The organism is Streptomyces dengpaensis (assembly GCF_002946835.1).
GTDB classification, from domain to species: domain Bacteria; phylum Actinomycetota; class Actinomycetes; order Streptomycetales; family Streptomycetaceae; genus Streptomyces; species Streptomyces dengpaensis.
On the sequence record NZ_CP026652.1, the window covers coordinates 1,317,135 to 1,332,869 of the forward strand.

Genomic DNA, 15,735 nt, shown 5'->3' on the forward strand with positions numbered 1-15,735 from the left:
AAGCGATGGGAGAAGGGCCGACGCCGTAGGTGCCTCAGGAGGTCAGAGCAGTTCGACGTCGAGGCGGGAGCGCAGTTCGTCGAGGGTGGTGCCGTACGTCTCCAGCACGTGGACGCCGTCGGGCCGCAGGTCGAAAGTGGCGACCTCGGTGTAGATGCGGCTGACGCAGCCGACGCCGGTGAGCGGGTAGGTGCACTGCCGGACCAGTTTGGGAGCGCCGGACTTGGTGAAGAGTGTCATCATCACGTAGACGTCCCTCGCTCCGATGGCGAGGTCCATCGCGCCGCCGACAGCAGGGATGTCGCCGGGCTTGCCCGTGTGCCAGTTGGCCAGGTCACCGCGTTCGGAGACCTGGTAGGCGCCGAGCACGCAGACGTCGAGGTGGCCGCCGCGCATCATGGCGAAGGAGTCGGCGTGGTGGAAGTACGCCGCCCCCGGGAGCTCGGTGACCGGAACCTTGCCCGCGTTGGTCAGGTCGGGGTCGATCTGGTCGCCCTCGGCCTTCGGCCCCATGCCAAGCATGCCGTTCTCGGTGTGGAGGACGACGCCGAGTTCCTCGGGTAGATGGTCGGCGATCTTGGTGGGCTGGCCGATGCCGAGGTTGACGAACGCGCCGGCCGGGATGTCCCGTGCGATCACCGCGGCCACCTCGTCCATGCTGAGCGGACGGTCGACGGCGATCGGCGCCCCACTCGCGGACGCCGGGCGGGTCGAGGCGGTGGAGTCGGTGGTCATCGTGCCCCCTGGACGGTGTAGTGGCGGGACTTGACCGGGACGACGCGGTCGACGTATACGGACGGCGTGACGACCGCCTCCGGTTCGAGCTCGCCGAGCGGGACGACCTCGTCGACCTGGACGATCGTGGTGGTGGCGGCGGTCGCCATCACCGGGCCGAAGTTGCGGGCGGTCTTGCGGTAGACGAGGTTGCCCATCGGGTCGGCGCGGTGTGCGGAGATGAGGGCGTAGTCGCCCTTGATCGGATACTCCAGCAGGTAGTCGCGTCCGTCGATGGTGCGCACCTCCTTGCCCTCGGCGAGCGGGGTGCCGACCGCGGTCGGGCAGTAGAACGCGCCGATCCCGGCGCCGGCGGCCCGCATCCGCTCGGCGAGGTTGCCCTGGGGAACCACCTCCAACTCGATCTTCCCCTCGCGGTAGAGCGCGTCGAAGACGTAGGAGTCGACCTGCCGCGGGAAGGAACACAGCACCTTGCGGACCCGGCCGGCCGCGAGCAGCGCCGCGAGTCCGACGTCGCCGTTCCCGGCGTTGTTGGAGACGATCGTGAGGTCCTTCGCGCCCTGTCGGATGAGGGCGTCGATGAGGTCGAACGGCATCCCGGCCAGGCCGAAGCCGCCGACCAGAACGGTGGAACCGTCCTCGATCCCGGCGACGGCCTCGTCGGCCGAGTCCAGCACGGCGGTGCGGCTCACTTCGACACCCCCAGGTTCTCCAGTACGACGGCCAGCGCCTGGCCGACGCCGATGCAGATCGCGGCGACGCCGTACCGCTCGCGGCGTTCCCTGAGGACTGCGGCAAGGGTCCCGAGGATCCGGCCGCCTGAGGCGCCCAGCGGGTGCCCAATCGCGATGGCACCGCCGCGCTGGTTGACGATGCCGGGCTCGCGCAGGCCTTCCTTGAGCCAGGCGTCGACGCAGGCCAGTGACTGGACCGCGAACGCCTCGTTGAGCTCGACCGCACCGACCTGGTCCCAGGTGATCCCGGCGCGGGCGAGCGCTCGGCCCGCGGCCTCGACCGGGGCGTAGCCGAATTCCCGCGGATCCAGCGCCATCGCGCCTCTGCCGACGATCCGGCCGATCGGGTCGCGGCCGATGGTCGCTGCCGCTGCCTCGCTGCCGAGGATCACCGCGGAGGCGCCGTCGTTGAGCGGGGAGGCGTTGCCCGCGGTGATGGTGCCGTTCGGCCGGAAGGACGGCTTGAGCGCGGCGAGCTTCTCGGTGTCCGAGTCCGGGCGGATGCCCTCGTCGCGGACCAGGTGGCCGACCGGGGTGACCAGCGCGTCGTAGAAGCCGTCCTCCCACGCCTGGTGCGCGAGGCGGTGAGAGCGTACGGCGAACTCGTCCTGGCGCTCGCGGGAGATGCCGAAGCGCTCCTGGAGCTGCTCGTTGCACTCCCCCAGCGAGACGGTCCATTCCTTCGGCATCCGCGGGTTGACCAGCCGCCAGCCCAGGGTCGTCGACACCGCGGTGACATCGCCCGCCGGGAAGGCCCGCGACGGCTTGGGCAGCACCCACGGCGCCCGCGTCATCGACTCGACCCCGCCCACGAGTACGACGTCGGCGTCACCGGTCTCGATCGTGCGGGAGCCGGTCATCGCAGCGTCCAGGCTGGAGCCGCAGAGCCGGTTGATCGTCGAGCCGGGCACGCTGGTCGGCAGCCCGGCCAGCAGCGCGGCCATCCGGCCGACATTGCGGTTCTCCTCGCCGGCGCCGTTGGCGTTGCCCCAGACGACTTCGTCGATCGCGGCGGGGTCCAGCGAAGGCGCCTGCGCGAGCACACCGCTGATCGCGGCGGCGGCCAGATCGTCGGGCCGGACGCCGGCCAGCGCGCCGTTGAACTTGCCGAACGGAGTCCGTGTAGCGGCGTACAGGTATGCACTGTTCATGACTCGACGCTAGACGGCACCGCCGATACTGTGAAGTATCAATATCGACGTCGATTGAAACTCTGAGACTATGGATCTGCGCCAGCTCCGCTACTTCGTCGCCGTCGCGGAAGACCGCCATTTCAGACGTGCGGCCCAGCGTCTCCACATGGCACAGCCGCCGCTCTCCCAATCGATCCGGCAGTTGGAGGGTGAACTCGGCATCACCCTCTTCCACCGCACCACACGCCGGGTCGACCTCACCGACGCCGGCCGCGCCTACCTCGACCGGGTACGGGCGATCCTCGCCGAGGTCGACGAGGCCGCCCACCACGCCCGCCGGGTCGCCGCCGGTGCGGTCGGACACCTCACCCTCGGCTGCGTCGGCTCGGCGACGTACAGCCTGCTGCCGACCCTGTCGCGTCACCTCGCCACCGAGCTGCCGGGCATCGACTTCTCCTTCCGCGGGGAGATGCTCGCCCCGGATCAGGTGGAGGCGCTGCGCGGCGGCGCGATCGACGTGGCCCTGCTGCGCCCGCCCGCGGCCGACCTGTCCCTCACCGTCCACACCCTGCGCCGCGACCGCCTCGTGGTGGCACTCCCGTCCGACCATCCACTCGCCGCGAAGCCCCGGGTGCGCGCCACCGACCTCGCCGGCCTCGACCTGATCATGCACTCCGCGGACCGCCACTCGGTGATGCACGATGTCGTGCTCGGCGTCCTGCGAGACGTCGGCGTGGAGCCGCACATCCGACACGAGGTCGGGGAGACCTCGACACTCATCACGCTCGTCTCCGGCGGCCTCGGAGTCGCGGTCGTCCCCGAGCCGGTGACCGCACTCGCACTCGACGGCGTCGTCTACCGCCCCCTGATCCGCCCGGCCGCGTCGATCGAACTGGCCGTAGCCCACCGCACCGACCGCAACGAACCCCACCTGGCCCGGACGATCGAGGTCATTCGCCGACTTTTCTGAGGGGGCTGCGGGCTTCCGTCCTCGCCCAACACTGCGGGTGCCGATAAATCATCCAGCCTGGTCAGGCGGCATGTTGGTACTCGTGCAGGGTTCCGCCAAGTCGGTCTCGTCGGCGGACCTCCAGGTGTCTGATCTTCCCTGGTGCGTTGATCGTGTGCGGGAGTGGTCGGAGCGGAGGGGCTTGGCCCGGTCCACGACGCATAGGACAACGTCAACCGGGCACTCGGGATCGTCGACATCGTCGGGAACGTCGCGATGTTCGTCCCCGTGGGATGGCTGCTGCGCGTGGTGCTGCCGCAGGCGGGGGCGGTGGTCACGGGCGGGTGCGGGCCTGTCGCTGCTCATCGGGCTCGGCCAGTTGCTGTTGAGCCGCGCCGCCGACGTCAACGACGTCATGCTCACCTCGTGCGGGTGGGCCTTGGGCGCCGGCTTACCCGGCTTCGTACGCGGGCCTCGTAGCCGGGCCCTAAAGCCCGGCTTTCGACGCGCAGAAACCCGGCCCTCGCCTGGTGGGTGACCGGCAGTGGAAGGGTCGGTGAACTGGGTCATCTCTAGTTGCCGGGTGTGGAGCGAGCACTGCAGGGTTGGGGCCGACCGCCGTTCCCCTCACCACGGAAGTGCTCGACTGTGCGTCTGCTGACGTTTCTCGTCGCCCTTGTTGCCGTTCTCTTCGTCGCCCCTCCGGCGCAGGCACACGTCCGTGAGACCTCGGTCGTGGTCGACCTGCACGGCCAGGGCGACGGCGTCGCGGCTGTCGTCGACGTGGAGTACGACGTCCTCGCCCGGCTGCTGAGCCTCGACGGTGCCCTGAGCCCGGACGCGGCCGGCGCGGACGGCACGGCCGCCGAGGTGCCGACCGGGGTGCGGCGCAGTTCGCTGGACGCGCACGCGAGCGACGTGGAGGCGTACGTCGGCGAGCGGCTGCGGCTGAGCCGCGGCTCGATCGGGTGCACCGCTGCGGACGGTGCCCGCGTCGAACTCGCCGACTCCGGCGCGGCGCGGGTCGCGCTCGCCTACGACTGCCCGGCGTCCGGGGCGCTCACCGTCCGCAGTGACATCTTCCGCCCCTCCGACGGCGTCATCGACGGCACCACCACGAAGGTGGTCTACGACATCGATGGCAGCCGCGGTTCGACGCTGCTCGACACCGCCCGCACCAGCGTCACGGTGGGGCACACCGATCTGCTCGGTGAGATCCCGCGGTTCGTCAAGCTCGGGGCAGAGCACCTGTACTTCGGGCTCGACCATGTGCTGTTCCTGCTGGCGCTGCTGCTGGGCGCGAAGCGGCTGCGCGACGTCGTCGGGGTCGTCACGGCCTTCACGGTCGCGCACTCGGTGACCCTGGTGCCGGCCGCGATCGGCTGGGTCAGCGTGCCCGGGTGGATCGTCGAGCCGCTCATCGCGCTGTCGATCGCGTTCGTCGCGCTCGACAACCTGCTCTCGACGAGGACGAGGCACCGGCTGCCCGTGGTCTTCGGCTTCGGGCTGCTGCACGGGCTGGGCTTCGCGGGCGCGCTCAGCATCGACGGGCCGCTGTCGGTTTCGATGCTGGCCAACCTGGTCGCCTTCAACGTCGGCATCGAACTCGCCCAGTTGACGATTATCGCGCTCGCCTTCCCGGCGCTGCTGTTCCTGCGCAGGGCCGCGACCACGCCGGTCGCCGCTCGCGCCCTCACGCTCGGCACCGTCGCGGCGACCGTCGTCGTCGCAGGTGCCGGTCTGGTCTGGTTCGTCGAACGTTCCCCGCTCCTGACCTGACACCCACCTCCCCGCACTCTCAAGGATCCCGATGTCCGTGTTCACCTGGACACGCGCGCACATGCGCGCTGTCCTGTACACCACCATGCTGGGGCTCGCCTCCAGTGTGGTGGCGGGCCCGCTTACGCTGTACGCGGCGACCGCCATCGACCCGCCGGAGGCCACCGTCAGCGGCGTCGCGTACGTCGACGCCAACGGCGACGGCCAGCGCAGCTCCGACGAGGCCGGCCTGGCCGGTGTGCGCGTCTCCGACGGCACGGTCACCACCACGACCGCCGCCGACGGCTCCTACTCGCTGACGATCTCCACTGACCGTCGTAAGACGGACATCGTGTGGGCCGGCCAGCCGCGGGGCTACCGGTTCGGCTTGGACGAGTACAAGGAGCCGAGGTTCTGGGCGAACCTCGGCCAGCTCGCCGACGACGCCACGCCGACCGCGGACTTCGCGCTCGTCCGTGACGAACTCTCCGACGGCGACACCTTCTCCTGGGCCAACATCGCCGACCCGCACGTCAACGCACAGCTGCCCGATCAGGTACGCGAGATCAACTCCACGGGCACCGACCTGCGGTTCATCGCGGTCAGCGGCGACCTCACCAACGACGCCAGCCAGGGGCAGTTCGACGCGTACCGTCGCGGCACCCAGCAGTCGGCCGTCGGTGTCTGGCCGGCCGTCGGCAACCACGAGTACGCGAGCGGGTCGGCGTACGCGGACAGGATCGACAACTATCGCAAGAACGTCGGTCCGGAGTGGTACTCGTTCAACTACGGCAACCGGCACTTCGTGGTGCTCGAGAACAACGGCTCGGCGCCGTTCGAGGAGGAGCTGAACTGGCTCAAGGACGACCTCGCCGCGAGCGTTCCGCTCGACGACGACCCGGCCAACGACATCGAGGTCGTCGTCCTCACCCACCAGCCGATGAACGTCCCGTTCGGCTCGCCGTCGACGTACGACGCCTTCGGTGAGGTGCTCGAGCAGTACAAGGCGCAGCTGATCCTGGTCGGCCACGAGCACTCCAACCACGTCGAGAACAAGTCGGCGTTCGCCTCGACCGCCAAGCACATCCAGACCGTGTCGAGCTCTTACACGATCGACAACGCGCCCCGCGGCTTCCGCTACATCCACATGGCGGGTCCGGGCTTCGAGAACCCGTTCCGGATGTACGGCGAGAACGAGCACCTCACCATCGTCAGCCCCGCGCCGGGCTCGAAGGTGCCGGCCGAGAAGTTCCCGGGCATCCAGATCAACGCCTACGACACCGGCGACGAGGTCGTCTCGGCGAGCTACCGGATCGCCGGCGACAAGAAGTGGAGGCCGCTGCACCGCAGCGGCGAGTTCACCTGGCAGAGCAACCTGCCCGACAGCCTGCAGACGGTCGGTGAGCACAGCGTCGACGTGAAGGTGGTCGACGCGGCGGGCAAGACCTGGACCAAGTCGGCGGACTTCGCCCTCACCGACGAGCCGGCGCTCAAGCCGGTCGCCGGCGGTGACTGGGACCAGCACCACGGCAACGAGGGCCACTCCGGTGTCGCGCGGGAGCAGGAGGCCGGCCGCCGCCTGGCCTGGAGCTTCCGCACCAACGGCACCTTCCTCACCGGGTCGCCGGTCATCCACGACGGCGTCGTCTACGCGGGCACCCGCGACGAGAACGGCGACGGCAACAACCGGATCCACGCCGTCCAGCTCAAGAACGGCAAGGAGCTGTGGAACTTCGAGGTGCCGCAGTCGATCCACGGCAGCCTCGCCTACGGTGACGGCCTGATCTTCGCGCCGACCCTCGGCTCGGAGCTGTACGCCGTGGACGCGAAGACCGGCGAGCTGCGCTGGAAGGCCGAGCCCGAGGAGGCGCCGGCCCCGAACAACCAGCGCACCTACGGCTACTACTCGCCAGCCGTCTCCGGTCACACCGTGCTCTGGCCCTACCAGACCCGCTTCGGTATCGGCAGCCAGGGCGTCCTCAAGGCGCTCGACACCCGCACCGGCGAGCAGATCTGGGCCTCCCCGATGTCCGGCGCGACCATGAGTGACGGCACGCCCGCCGTCATGGACGGCACCGTGTACCTCGGCAACCAGACCGCCGACCGCGTGCTCGCCTACGACCTGGCCACCGGCGTCCGCAAGTGGACCGGAGCCGAGTCGCTCGGCGGCTGGCAGGACGGCGTGCCGACCGCGGCCGAGGGCAAGGTCTTCATCGGCGCCAACAACGGCATCGCCGCCCGTGACGGCAAGACCGGCGCGACGCTGTGGACGTACCGGAGCCCGCGTGCCTCGCTCGTCTCGAGCGGCTCGACCCCGAGCGCCGCGGCCGTCAAGGACGGCGTCGTCTACATGGGCTTCCCGAGTGGCGCCGTCGTCGCCCTCGACGCCCAGACCGGCAACGTCATCTGGGAGCGGATGCTGCCCGGCGACATCTACCACGGTGGCGTGATGTCCAGCCCGGTGGTGGCCGGTGGCACGCTCTTCGTCGGCGCCAACAACGGCAGGTTCTACGCCCTGGCCACCGACACCGGCCAGATCCTGTGGAACCACGAGACCGGCACCTGGGTGGGCGCAGGCCCGGCCGTCAGCGGCAACACCGTCGTGACAGGCGCCTGGGACGGCAACCTCTACGCCTACGTGCCGGGCGGTGAGTCCGCGCAGCGCTGGGCGACCGTGACCGGTACGGTCACCGACCCGGAGACGGGCGATCCGATCGCCGGCGCGAAGGTCACCGCCGTCGCCTCCGGTCAGGACACCGCGGTGACCAGCACCGACGCCCAGGGCAAGTACCGCATCGGCCTGCCCGCGTCGACCTGGACCGTCACGGCGGCCAAGCGCGGCCTGATCGTCGACGACCGCTCGGAGGTCCGCGTCACGGTCGGCACCACCGGCAACGAGACGGCCGACCTGAAGCTGATCAAGGTGACCCACCCGGTCGCCGGCAAGTCGACGTACGCGCCGGACTACGGCAACGGCAGCACGCGCACCGACGTCGTCACGGGCAGGGAGTACTACTACCTGGCCAACGACAAGGTCCGGGCGTCCGTGACGCCGTACACCGGCGGCAACAACGGCGTCGGCGGTCTGGGCCAGGGCGAGCTGTCGGACGTCATGCTCAACGACGCCAACGGCGCCGAGACCCTCGACTGGGGCGAGATGCTGCTGCGTCCGAGCCTCACGCCGCCCGACTCGTGGGACCGGCCGGGCGACCAGATCGACCTGCCCGACCTCGCGGTCGACGGCGCGGCCGTGGTCGGCAACGGTCAGTACCGGGGGAACGGGGCCATCAAGGCGCAAGTCCGCTACGAGACCCTGCCCGACGCTCCGGTCGTGAAGATGACGGTCAAGCTGACCAACACCGGCACCACGGGCTACCAGGGCTACTTCAACTACATGATCGACCCCGACAGCTCGGTCGACAACGGCCGGATCCCCGGGTTCAGCGGCACCAACCCGGGTCTGAAGACCTCGGGCTGGACCGGGAACTACGTCTACGTCGGTGCTGACACGGCCACCACGAACGGCCAGGCCGCCCACGGTCTCGCCTGGGCACAGGACAGGCCGGCCGCGGTCGGTGCGTACGGCTACATCGAGGGTCTCTACTACGACGCCACGATGGAGCCCGGTGCCACCAAGCAGTTCAGCTTCTACCACCTGACCGACTACGCGACCGCCGGTGGCGACCCCACCCGCAACATCGCGAAGTGGGCCGACGAGATCGACCTGCACGACGAGGCCGTCCCGGACGCCGCTCGCGCGGCCGGCACGATCACCGCGGACGGCGCCGCCGTCTCCGGTGCCCGGGTCGCCCTCGAGCAGGACGGCAAGGTGGTCGCGACCACGAGCACCGACGCCCGGGGCAAGTACCTCGTCAAGGCCCCGACCGGTCAGTACGACGTCCGGGTGTCCAAGCTGGGCTACCGGACGGCCGCCGACAAGGTCACCGTGCCGGTGGCGGGCAGCGGCGTCGCCGACGTCGCGCTGAGCCCGGTCAAGGTCGAGGCGAGCTACGGCAAGCAGATCGGCTCGGGTCTGGTCGAGGCAGGCCACGGCGACGTCATGCTCGAGAACGACAAGCTCTCGATGGCGATCGCCGATGCCTTCAACGACTCGCAGCTCTCCGGCAGCACTCGCGGCAAGCCGGTCGACATCGCCGTCCGCGGCATGGCCGACCAGTTCGACTGGATCAACCTGCCCTACGTCTCGGCGACTCAGCCGACCGGCGGTAACGCGTGGGATGTCCGTACGGTGGGGGCGACCGACGTCAAGATCGTCCAGGCGACCGGCGACAAGGGCGTCGTCCGGGTATCCGGGCCAGTCAATGGCTTCACGGGTCTGACGGCGACGACGACGTACACGCTGAAGCCGGGCGACAACTTCGCCACGGTCTCGACGGAGCTGAGCAACTCCGGCTCGGCTCCCCTCAGCGTGTGGACCGGTGACGCGATGGACCACGACTCGGCCGGCCAGGCCAGTGTCATCCCGGGCACCGGCATCGTCGCGCCGGGTGCGACGGCGGCGTACACCCCGACCAAGCCGTACATCGGTATGACCGGGACCGACCCGCAGGTGTTCGGTCTCGTCTACGGCACGCCGGCCAGCGCCTTCGACGTCTACGCCGCGGGCAACTGGGTGATGAGCCGATTCAACGTCGACGTGCCGGCGGGCGGTTCCTACACCCTCACCCGCAAGCTCGTCGTCACCCCGGGCACCGACGCGGTGGGCATCCTCGACGAGGTCCCCGCTCCGTAACGCACACCCACCCCACCACACGGGGCCGGCCCGGACTCCAACCGGGCCGGCCCCGTGCGCCGATCCGCCAGAACAACGCGGCGGGTCGCGTCAGGTGGACTGCATCACCACGACCTCCGGCATGCCGGAGTCTCCCAGTGGCTCAACTCCGGTGTGCCGGCGCCGGAGGCCGCCGCTCGCGCGGGTCACTCGGTGGACGTCCTACTCAAGATCTACGCCAAGTGCATCGACGGCCAGGAGTTCGTGGACGGTCCTCCGTTCTGGGCGCCCGGAGGGCGGGACGACGTGAATGAACTGCCTGGGTGCATCTCCTTCGACAAAGGCGGGCAGAATGGCAGCCCTGTCTTCCGGGTCTGGAGTGGATTCCTGCTACGGACTCCAGATCCGGTGCTCGTCCTGACGACTTCGGACGCCCCCGTTGCGGTCGAGACACTGGTGGGACTCCTGACGAGGGACAGCCCCGAAAGTCGAGGCGGTTCGGGGTCCTCAGGGCATTGACCTCTCCCGTCCGCCGGCGGTTTTACAGGCGTCTGCTGTTCGCGCGCAAGCACCCCTTCTGACTTGCGACGGGCTGCGCGAGTCGCCCCACATACGGCTAACCCGTCCACGTCTCGTCCACGCAGGTTTCAGTGATGCCGCAGTCGGGCGCCAACCGCTTCAGCTTCCGACCGGCCGCCAATGCCCACAGTTTTCACTGTTGAATGAGTAGTCGCTTGACCGAATGGTCACCTGCACCCGCTTCGCTGCGTTAGTGAAGTAGTTGTCGATGGGCTCACCGCCCTCTCTGTCAGCCTCTGGTGAGACGCCCCGCTTCGGCGGGTTAGTAATCCGAAGCCCTGACGGGCACACCCCGACGGGGTGAAAATCTGGGTGGGGGCGTCCGGCTGACGTCGTCTGGACTTGGCGTGTTCCGAGCCCGCGGGTTAGTAGGACGCTGGGATCCCCTTCGACAGGCACTCGGAACTGTTGCCTCGCGCACGTGTATCAGACTCTTCAGCCTGCTGGGCTCCCGCTGGACGTCCCCGCCGTCAGCGGGAGTTCGGCACGCGGAGGGGGATGAGGCATGGAGGTCGTTCACGAGCGGTGCGCCGCCGTCGACATCAGCAAGGCGGATGCAAAGGTCTGCATCCGGGTGCCGGGCCAGGGTCGTCGCCGGCGCAAGGAGACCCGGACGTTCACCACGATGACCCGCGACCTGCTGGCGATGCGGGACTGGCTGCTGTCCGAGGGCATCACCGTGGTAGGCATGGAGGCCACCGGCGACTACTGGAAGCCGATCTTCTACGTCCTGGAGCACGACGTCGAGTGCTGGCTGCTCAACGCCCGCCACATCAAGGCCGTCCCCGGCCGCAAGACCGATGTCAAGGACGCCGAGTGGCTGTGCGAGCTGGTCGAGCACGGCCTGGTCCGGCCCAGCTTCGTGCCGCCCGAGCCGATCCGGCAACTGCGTGACCTGACCCGCTACCGCACCGATGTGGTCCAGGAGCGCACCCGCGAGGCCCAGCGGCTGGAAAAGTTCCTGGAGGACGCGGGGATCAAGCTGTCCGTGGTGGTCTCGGACATGCTGGGCAAGTCTGCCCGGGCGATGCTGGAGGCCCTGATCGCCGGCGAGCGCGACCCACGGGTGCTGTCCGCACTGGCGCTCGGCCCGATGCGCGGCAAGATACCGGTCCTGACCGAGGCCCTCACCGGCCGGTTCACCGACCACCACGCCTTCGTCGTGCGCACCATGCTGGACCGCATCGACGCTGCGAACGCGACTGAGGAGCGGATCAGCACCGAGATCGCCCAGCGGCTGGAACAGCATGAGGCCCCCGACGGCCGCTCGTTTCGGCAGCTGATCGACCTGCTGGTCACTGTCCCCGGCGTCGGGACCCGAGCCGCCGAGGTGATCCTGGCGGAGATCGGCGCGGACATGTCCCGCTTCCCCAGCGCCGGTCACCTGGCCTCGTGGGCGGGGGTCTGCCCCGGCAACAACGAGTCCGGTGGCAGGCGCATGTCCGGCCGGACCCGCCACGGCGACCGCTACCTCAAAGCAGTCCTCGGCCAGGCAGCCTCCAGCGCGGGCCGGTCCAAAGGCACCTACCTCGCCTCCCGCTTCAAACGCATCGCCGCCCGACGGGGCAAGAAGCGGGCGCTGGTCGCCGTCGGGCACTCGATCCTGGTCTCGGCCTGGCACATGCTCACCCACGATGTCGTCTACCACGACCTCGGCCCCGACTACTTCCTTGAACGCCTCGGCAGTGACGGCCGCGCCCGCAAGACCCGACGCCTGGTCGGCCAACTCAACGAACTGGGCTACCAAGTGGTCCTCCAATCAGCAGACACGGCCTGAGCTGCGAAGGGGGTGGATTTTCGTATCAGCCTGAGAGGGCACGACAGGAGAACCACCCCCTCATGACCAGCACCAAGCCCGCCGGATCCGACCCGGCCCCCCGGCCGAAGCGCCGCACTTTCAGCCCCGAGTACAAGCTGCGGATCGTGGCCGAGTACGACGCCGAGAAGAAAGGCCCGCTCTACGAAGCCCTAGGCATCACCATCAGTTACGAAAATGCAACGAGGACCGCGACCGTAAGGTCGAGGCCCTCATCACCGTATCGTCAGTGGTTGTGTCCGAGGGGGGATCGATACCGGGAGCCCACGGAATGCGTGTCTCACCGCGGTACTTGAGCTATCGGTGTAGGGCAGATACCACTCAGCGTATTGAACTTGGACGCCGGTCGACATCCCTCACAGGGGTGGCGCTCTCTGGTCCCGGCCTTATCGAGGGGCAGGGGCAAGGGCCCTGTCGATTCCGGAGCACGAATCCCTCCCTCTTCGGGACGCTTTTCACCGAAGGGCTTCACAGGGCCCAGTGGCGGAAAGCTTCGATCCATTCGGCGCCCTCGGGCGGAGGGTCGGGCAGCGGGAGGTCTCGCAGACCTATGGGTTGGAGGATCCGTCCGCGGCGGCAGATCGCTACCACTCCGCTGCCTGGTCGCAGGTCGATCTCCTCGACGATGACGTCGACTCCCAGCACTTCGGTGGTGAAGGGCACGGTAACGCGGTCGCTGAGCACGGCATGGAAGCCGACCAGCTCTTCGTCCTCGCCGTAGGCGTCAACGAGCGCCTCGGCGATCATGGCGTCGAGGTCCTGGTCCGACAGACCCTCCACTGTGTGGTCCTTCCCTGCGAGATCAGTTCCTGGCCGGGGCGCCGCAGCACTTCTTGTATTTTCGGCCCGAGTCGCACCAGCATGGCCCGTTCCGCGGCGGGGGCCAGGCCAGCGACTCGTCCGGGTGGGCGCGCACCACATGCCTGCTGAACGCGCGGCGGGTGTCCGGGTTGTCGGCATCGCGCCCTTCACGGACGGCGAACTCCTCGTACGCGGCCAGGGTGGCGCTGACGATGTGCACCCGGGCGGCGCCGGCCTCCGCGTAGGCGCGCGCGTCGGTCTGCAGCCGCTGTGCGTAGGCGGTGTAGTCGTCCCCGTAGGAGTCGGTCGACTCGGGCCAGCGGGTGCGTACTGCGGCGAAGTCCTCGCGTACCCAGCGCAGCACGATCCCGTCGAAGGCCGCTGTGTCCTCGGGCACCTCCACCGGCCTCCCCGACGGCAGCCCACTCAGTGCCCGGTCCAACTCTTCGCCGAATTCCCCTAGTTCGGCGTCAGTCTCGGCTTCGGCGGCCAGGTCGTCGTCGGTCGGCTCCAGACCGAGGTCCCGGCGCAGGAGAGCCCGGCTGATGCGCAGCCCGTGGCGCAGTCGGGCGGCCTCGCCGCCACCGGTCCCCTTGTTCTCCCGCGCTGCGGGGTGTGCCAGGGCGGCCAGACACCAGTCAAGGGCCCGTTCGGACCTGCCGATCTCCCCGAGCATGTCGACCATGTCGTCGAAGACCTGCAGGTCGGCCACGGCCTCATCGGGCTGCTCGGTCAGCTCCTCGCGTAGGGCTTGCTCGGCCTGTTCGGCGTCCCGCTCGCGGTCCTGCGCGTAGAGCGTCTCCACCACCCCGACCTGCGCCTGTCGGCCGGCCGCGCCGCTGAGTTTCGTCGCCCGAGTGAACAGCTCCAGCGCCTTTGCGTCGTCGCCGCCCTGGTGCTGCTTGCCGCGGGCGGTCAGCCATCCGGCGTGCACCAGCGCGCGGCCCTGGTCCGGATCCCCGGGGTGCTCGTCGGCCCACTGTTCACACTGCGCCGCCGTCGGCTGCCTGCCCACCGTCGCGAGGAACTGCTCGTACGGGGAGTCGACGGCTCGGATAGGCGAAGGGGATGCGCTGCTCATACCGCGAGCCTACCGAGGACCGGCAGCCCAACTCCCCCTTCCTTTACGGGCCTGACACCGGGACGGGCCATGTGGTATCGACGGCCGACATCGCCGCGCTGCGGTCGGGCTGTGCCTGGACGTGCCGCACGCGCCCGCCTCTGGCCGTCCCCAACTCCGTGCCAAAGCCGCCCGGCCTAGTGGGTGGCTTCGGCGAACACCCATGTATGAAGGCGCCCTGGCTCGGCTCGCCCGGCCGGACGGTCAGGGGTTGGGGAAGCCCAGGGCGTCGAATCGGCGCATGAGCGAGGGCTTTCCTCGGTGGGCGGTGCGCAGTTCGCCGGATCTGCGGTCGAAGTCGGCGGCGCTGCCCTGACGTGCGTGGAGTGCGCGCAGGTCGCTGAGCAGCGCGACGGCCTGGTCGTAGGCGGCCGGTTTGCGCTGGGCGATGAGGTCGTCGACGGTGCGCCAGGCGGTCGCCTGGTCGCGGGCCAAGTGGTCCAGGCGCGCGTCGCGGGCCTCGGCGACTGCCCGTACTCGCGCTTGCTCCGCCGCCCCGCGTGCGGCCCGCTCCCGCTGGGCGCGCACGGTGCGGTGGCGGTGGGCCGCGTCCAGGAGCTGGGCCGCGCTGCGGCGTACCCCGGGGCCGCCCTCGCTGGTGCGTAGGGATTGCCGGAAGCGAGCCAGGAGTCCGGGGCCGAGCTGGGGGGCTGTGCCGAGGGCTGCCTGGAGCAGCAGGGTGTCCTTCTCGGGCGCCGGAAGTCCGGCGATGAAGGCGGCGAGCCTGTCCGGGGCGGCCGCCGACTCGGTGGCCGGAGCGCTGTCGGACGCTGCGACGGCGAGCAGGTCCTGCGGGACGCGCAGGAAGTCCGCGAGGGCCCGCTGCGGCCCGGTCAGCTCGGCCAGCCCGGCGGGGACGGATGGCTCCGTTTCGCGCTGGTACTCCTCTTCGTCATCGTCCGCGAGCTCCCAGACGGCGACGGCGGCCAGCCAGCCCAGGTACAACGGGCGAAGGTCCCCAGCCGCGAGCTCGGCGCGGAGCCCGGCGAACGAGGCGAGCTCGAAGGAGGTCTCGAAATCCCACTCGCCGCCGTCCTCGGCGCTCAGGGAGAAGTCCAGCAGGGTATGGCCGCCGCGCGTCCACACCGCGAGTGTCTCCTGAAGCGCGTAGCCCTGCGCGGTCTTGGCCGGGAGCACGGAGGCGGGGATACGCAGCAGAAGACGGCGGCTGCCCCAGTTCGCGTAGTACAGGTGGGCGTCGTAAAGCTGCTCGACGAGCTTGGTGGGATCGCCGTGGAAGTCACCCCAGTGATATTCGTTGACGAAGCTGGTGGAGGTGATCCGGGCCCGCGTAGACAGCGCTCTTACCTGGGCGATCTCGGCCTTGGTCAGCGGGCGGTCGACGGCCAGGAACTCGTAGTACTGGTACTCGCTCACG

At 69.6% G+C, this 15,735-nt stretch carries 10 protein-coding genes; 4 read left to right on the forward strand and 6 right to left on the reverse strand.

What is annotated here, in order from left to right; translation table 11 throughout:
• Window positions 1-42: 42 nt before the first annotated feature.
• From C4B68_RS05985 to C4B68_RS05995, 3 genes are read right to left on the reverse strand one after another with little or no spacing between them, the layout of a single operon-like run.
• Window positions 43-735 (reverse strand): 3-oxoacid CoA-transferase subunit B, encoded by a 693-nt coding sequence (locus C4B68_RS05985; protein WP_099502867.1) that lies wholly within the window; start codon window positions 733-735, stop codon window positions 43-45.
• A complete protein-coding gene (locus tag C4B68_RS05990) occupies window positions 732-1,427 on the reverse strand; it encodes a 3-oxoacid CoA-transferase subunit A (protein WP_099502869.1) in 696 nt (231 codons plus the stop codon). Before C4B68_RS05990 ends, C4B68_RS05985 begins: the two co-directional genes overlap by 4 nt.
• On the reverse strand, window positions 1,424-2,620 hold the full coding sequence (locus C4B68_RS05995) for a thiolase family protein (RefSeq protein WP_099502871.1): 1,197 nt from the start codon (window positions 2,618-2,620) through the stop codon (window positions 1,424-1,426). The genes C4B68_RS05990 and C4B68_RS05995 overlap by 4 nt, the downstream gene beginning before the upstream one ends.
• Window positions 2,621-2,690: 70 nt before the next feature.
• On the opposite strand from C4B68_RS05995, the gene C4B68_RS06000 reads away from it, so the two are divergent.
• From C4B68_RS06000 to C4B68_RS06025, 4 genes are all read left to right on the forward strand, one after another.
• The gene (locus tag C4B68_RS06000) at window positions 2,691-3,572 is read left to right on the forward strand and encodes a LysR family transcriptional regulator (RefSeq protein WP_099502873.1); all 882 of its coding nucleotides are present in this window, start codon (window positions 2,691-2,693) and stop codon (window positions 3,570-3,572) included.
• 627 nt (window positions 3,573-4,199) lie between these two features.
• Complete coding sequence (locus C4B68_RS06010) at window positions 4,200-5,330, forward strand: HupE/UreJ family protein (protein ID WP_167459017.1); 1,131 nt, start codon at window positions 4,200-4,202, stop codon at window positions 5,328-5,330.
• A gap of 31 nt (window positions 5,331-5,361) precedes the next feature.
• A complete protein-coding gene (locus tag C4B68_RS06015) occupies window positions 5,362-10,062 on the forward strand; it encodes an outer membrane protein assembly factor BamB family protein (protein WP_099502877.1) in 4,701 nt (1,566 codons plus the stop codon).
• Window positions 10,063-11,125: 1,063 nt separating this feature from the next.
• Complete coding sequence (locus tag C4B68_RS06025) at window positions 11,126-12,397, forward strand: IS110 family RNA-guided transposase (protein ID WP_099506022.1); 1,272 nt, start codon at window positions 11,126-11,128, stop codon at window positions 12,395-12,397.
• A 507-nt stretch (window positions 12,398-12,904) separates the two neighbouring features.
• Here the strand turns inward: C4B68_RS06025 and C4B68_RS06030 are convergent.
• The 3 genes from C4B68_RS06030 to C4B68_RS06040 form a co-directional block, all read right to left on the reverse strand.
• Window positions 12,905-13,216, reverse strand: coding sequence for a hypothetical protein (locus C4B68_RS06030; protein ID WP_099498388.1), 312 nt, complete (start codon window positions 13,214-13,216; stop codon window positions 12,905-12,907).
• A 22-nt stretch (window positions 13,217-13,238) separates the two neighbouring features.
• Window positions 13,239-14,318, reverse strand: a complete 1,080-nt coding sequence (locus C4B68_RS06035; protein ID WP_099498389.1) for an SEC-C domain-containing protein — start codon at window positions 14,316-14,318, stop codon at window positions 13,239-13,241.
• Between the two features lie 243 nt (window positions 14,319-14,561).
• Window positions 14,562-15,734, reverse strand: coding sequence for a hypothetical protein (locus C4B68_RS06040; RefSeq protein WP_099498390.1), 1,173 nt, complete (start codon window positions 15,732-15,734; stop codon window positions 14,562-14,564).
• Between the last annotated feature and the right edge of the window lies 1 nt (window position 15,735).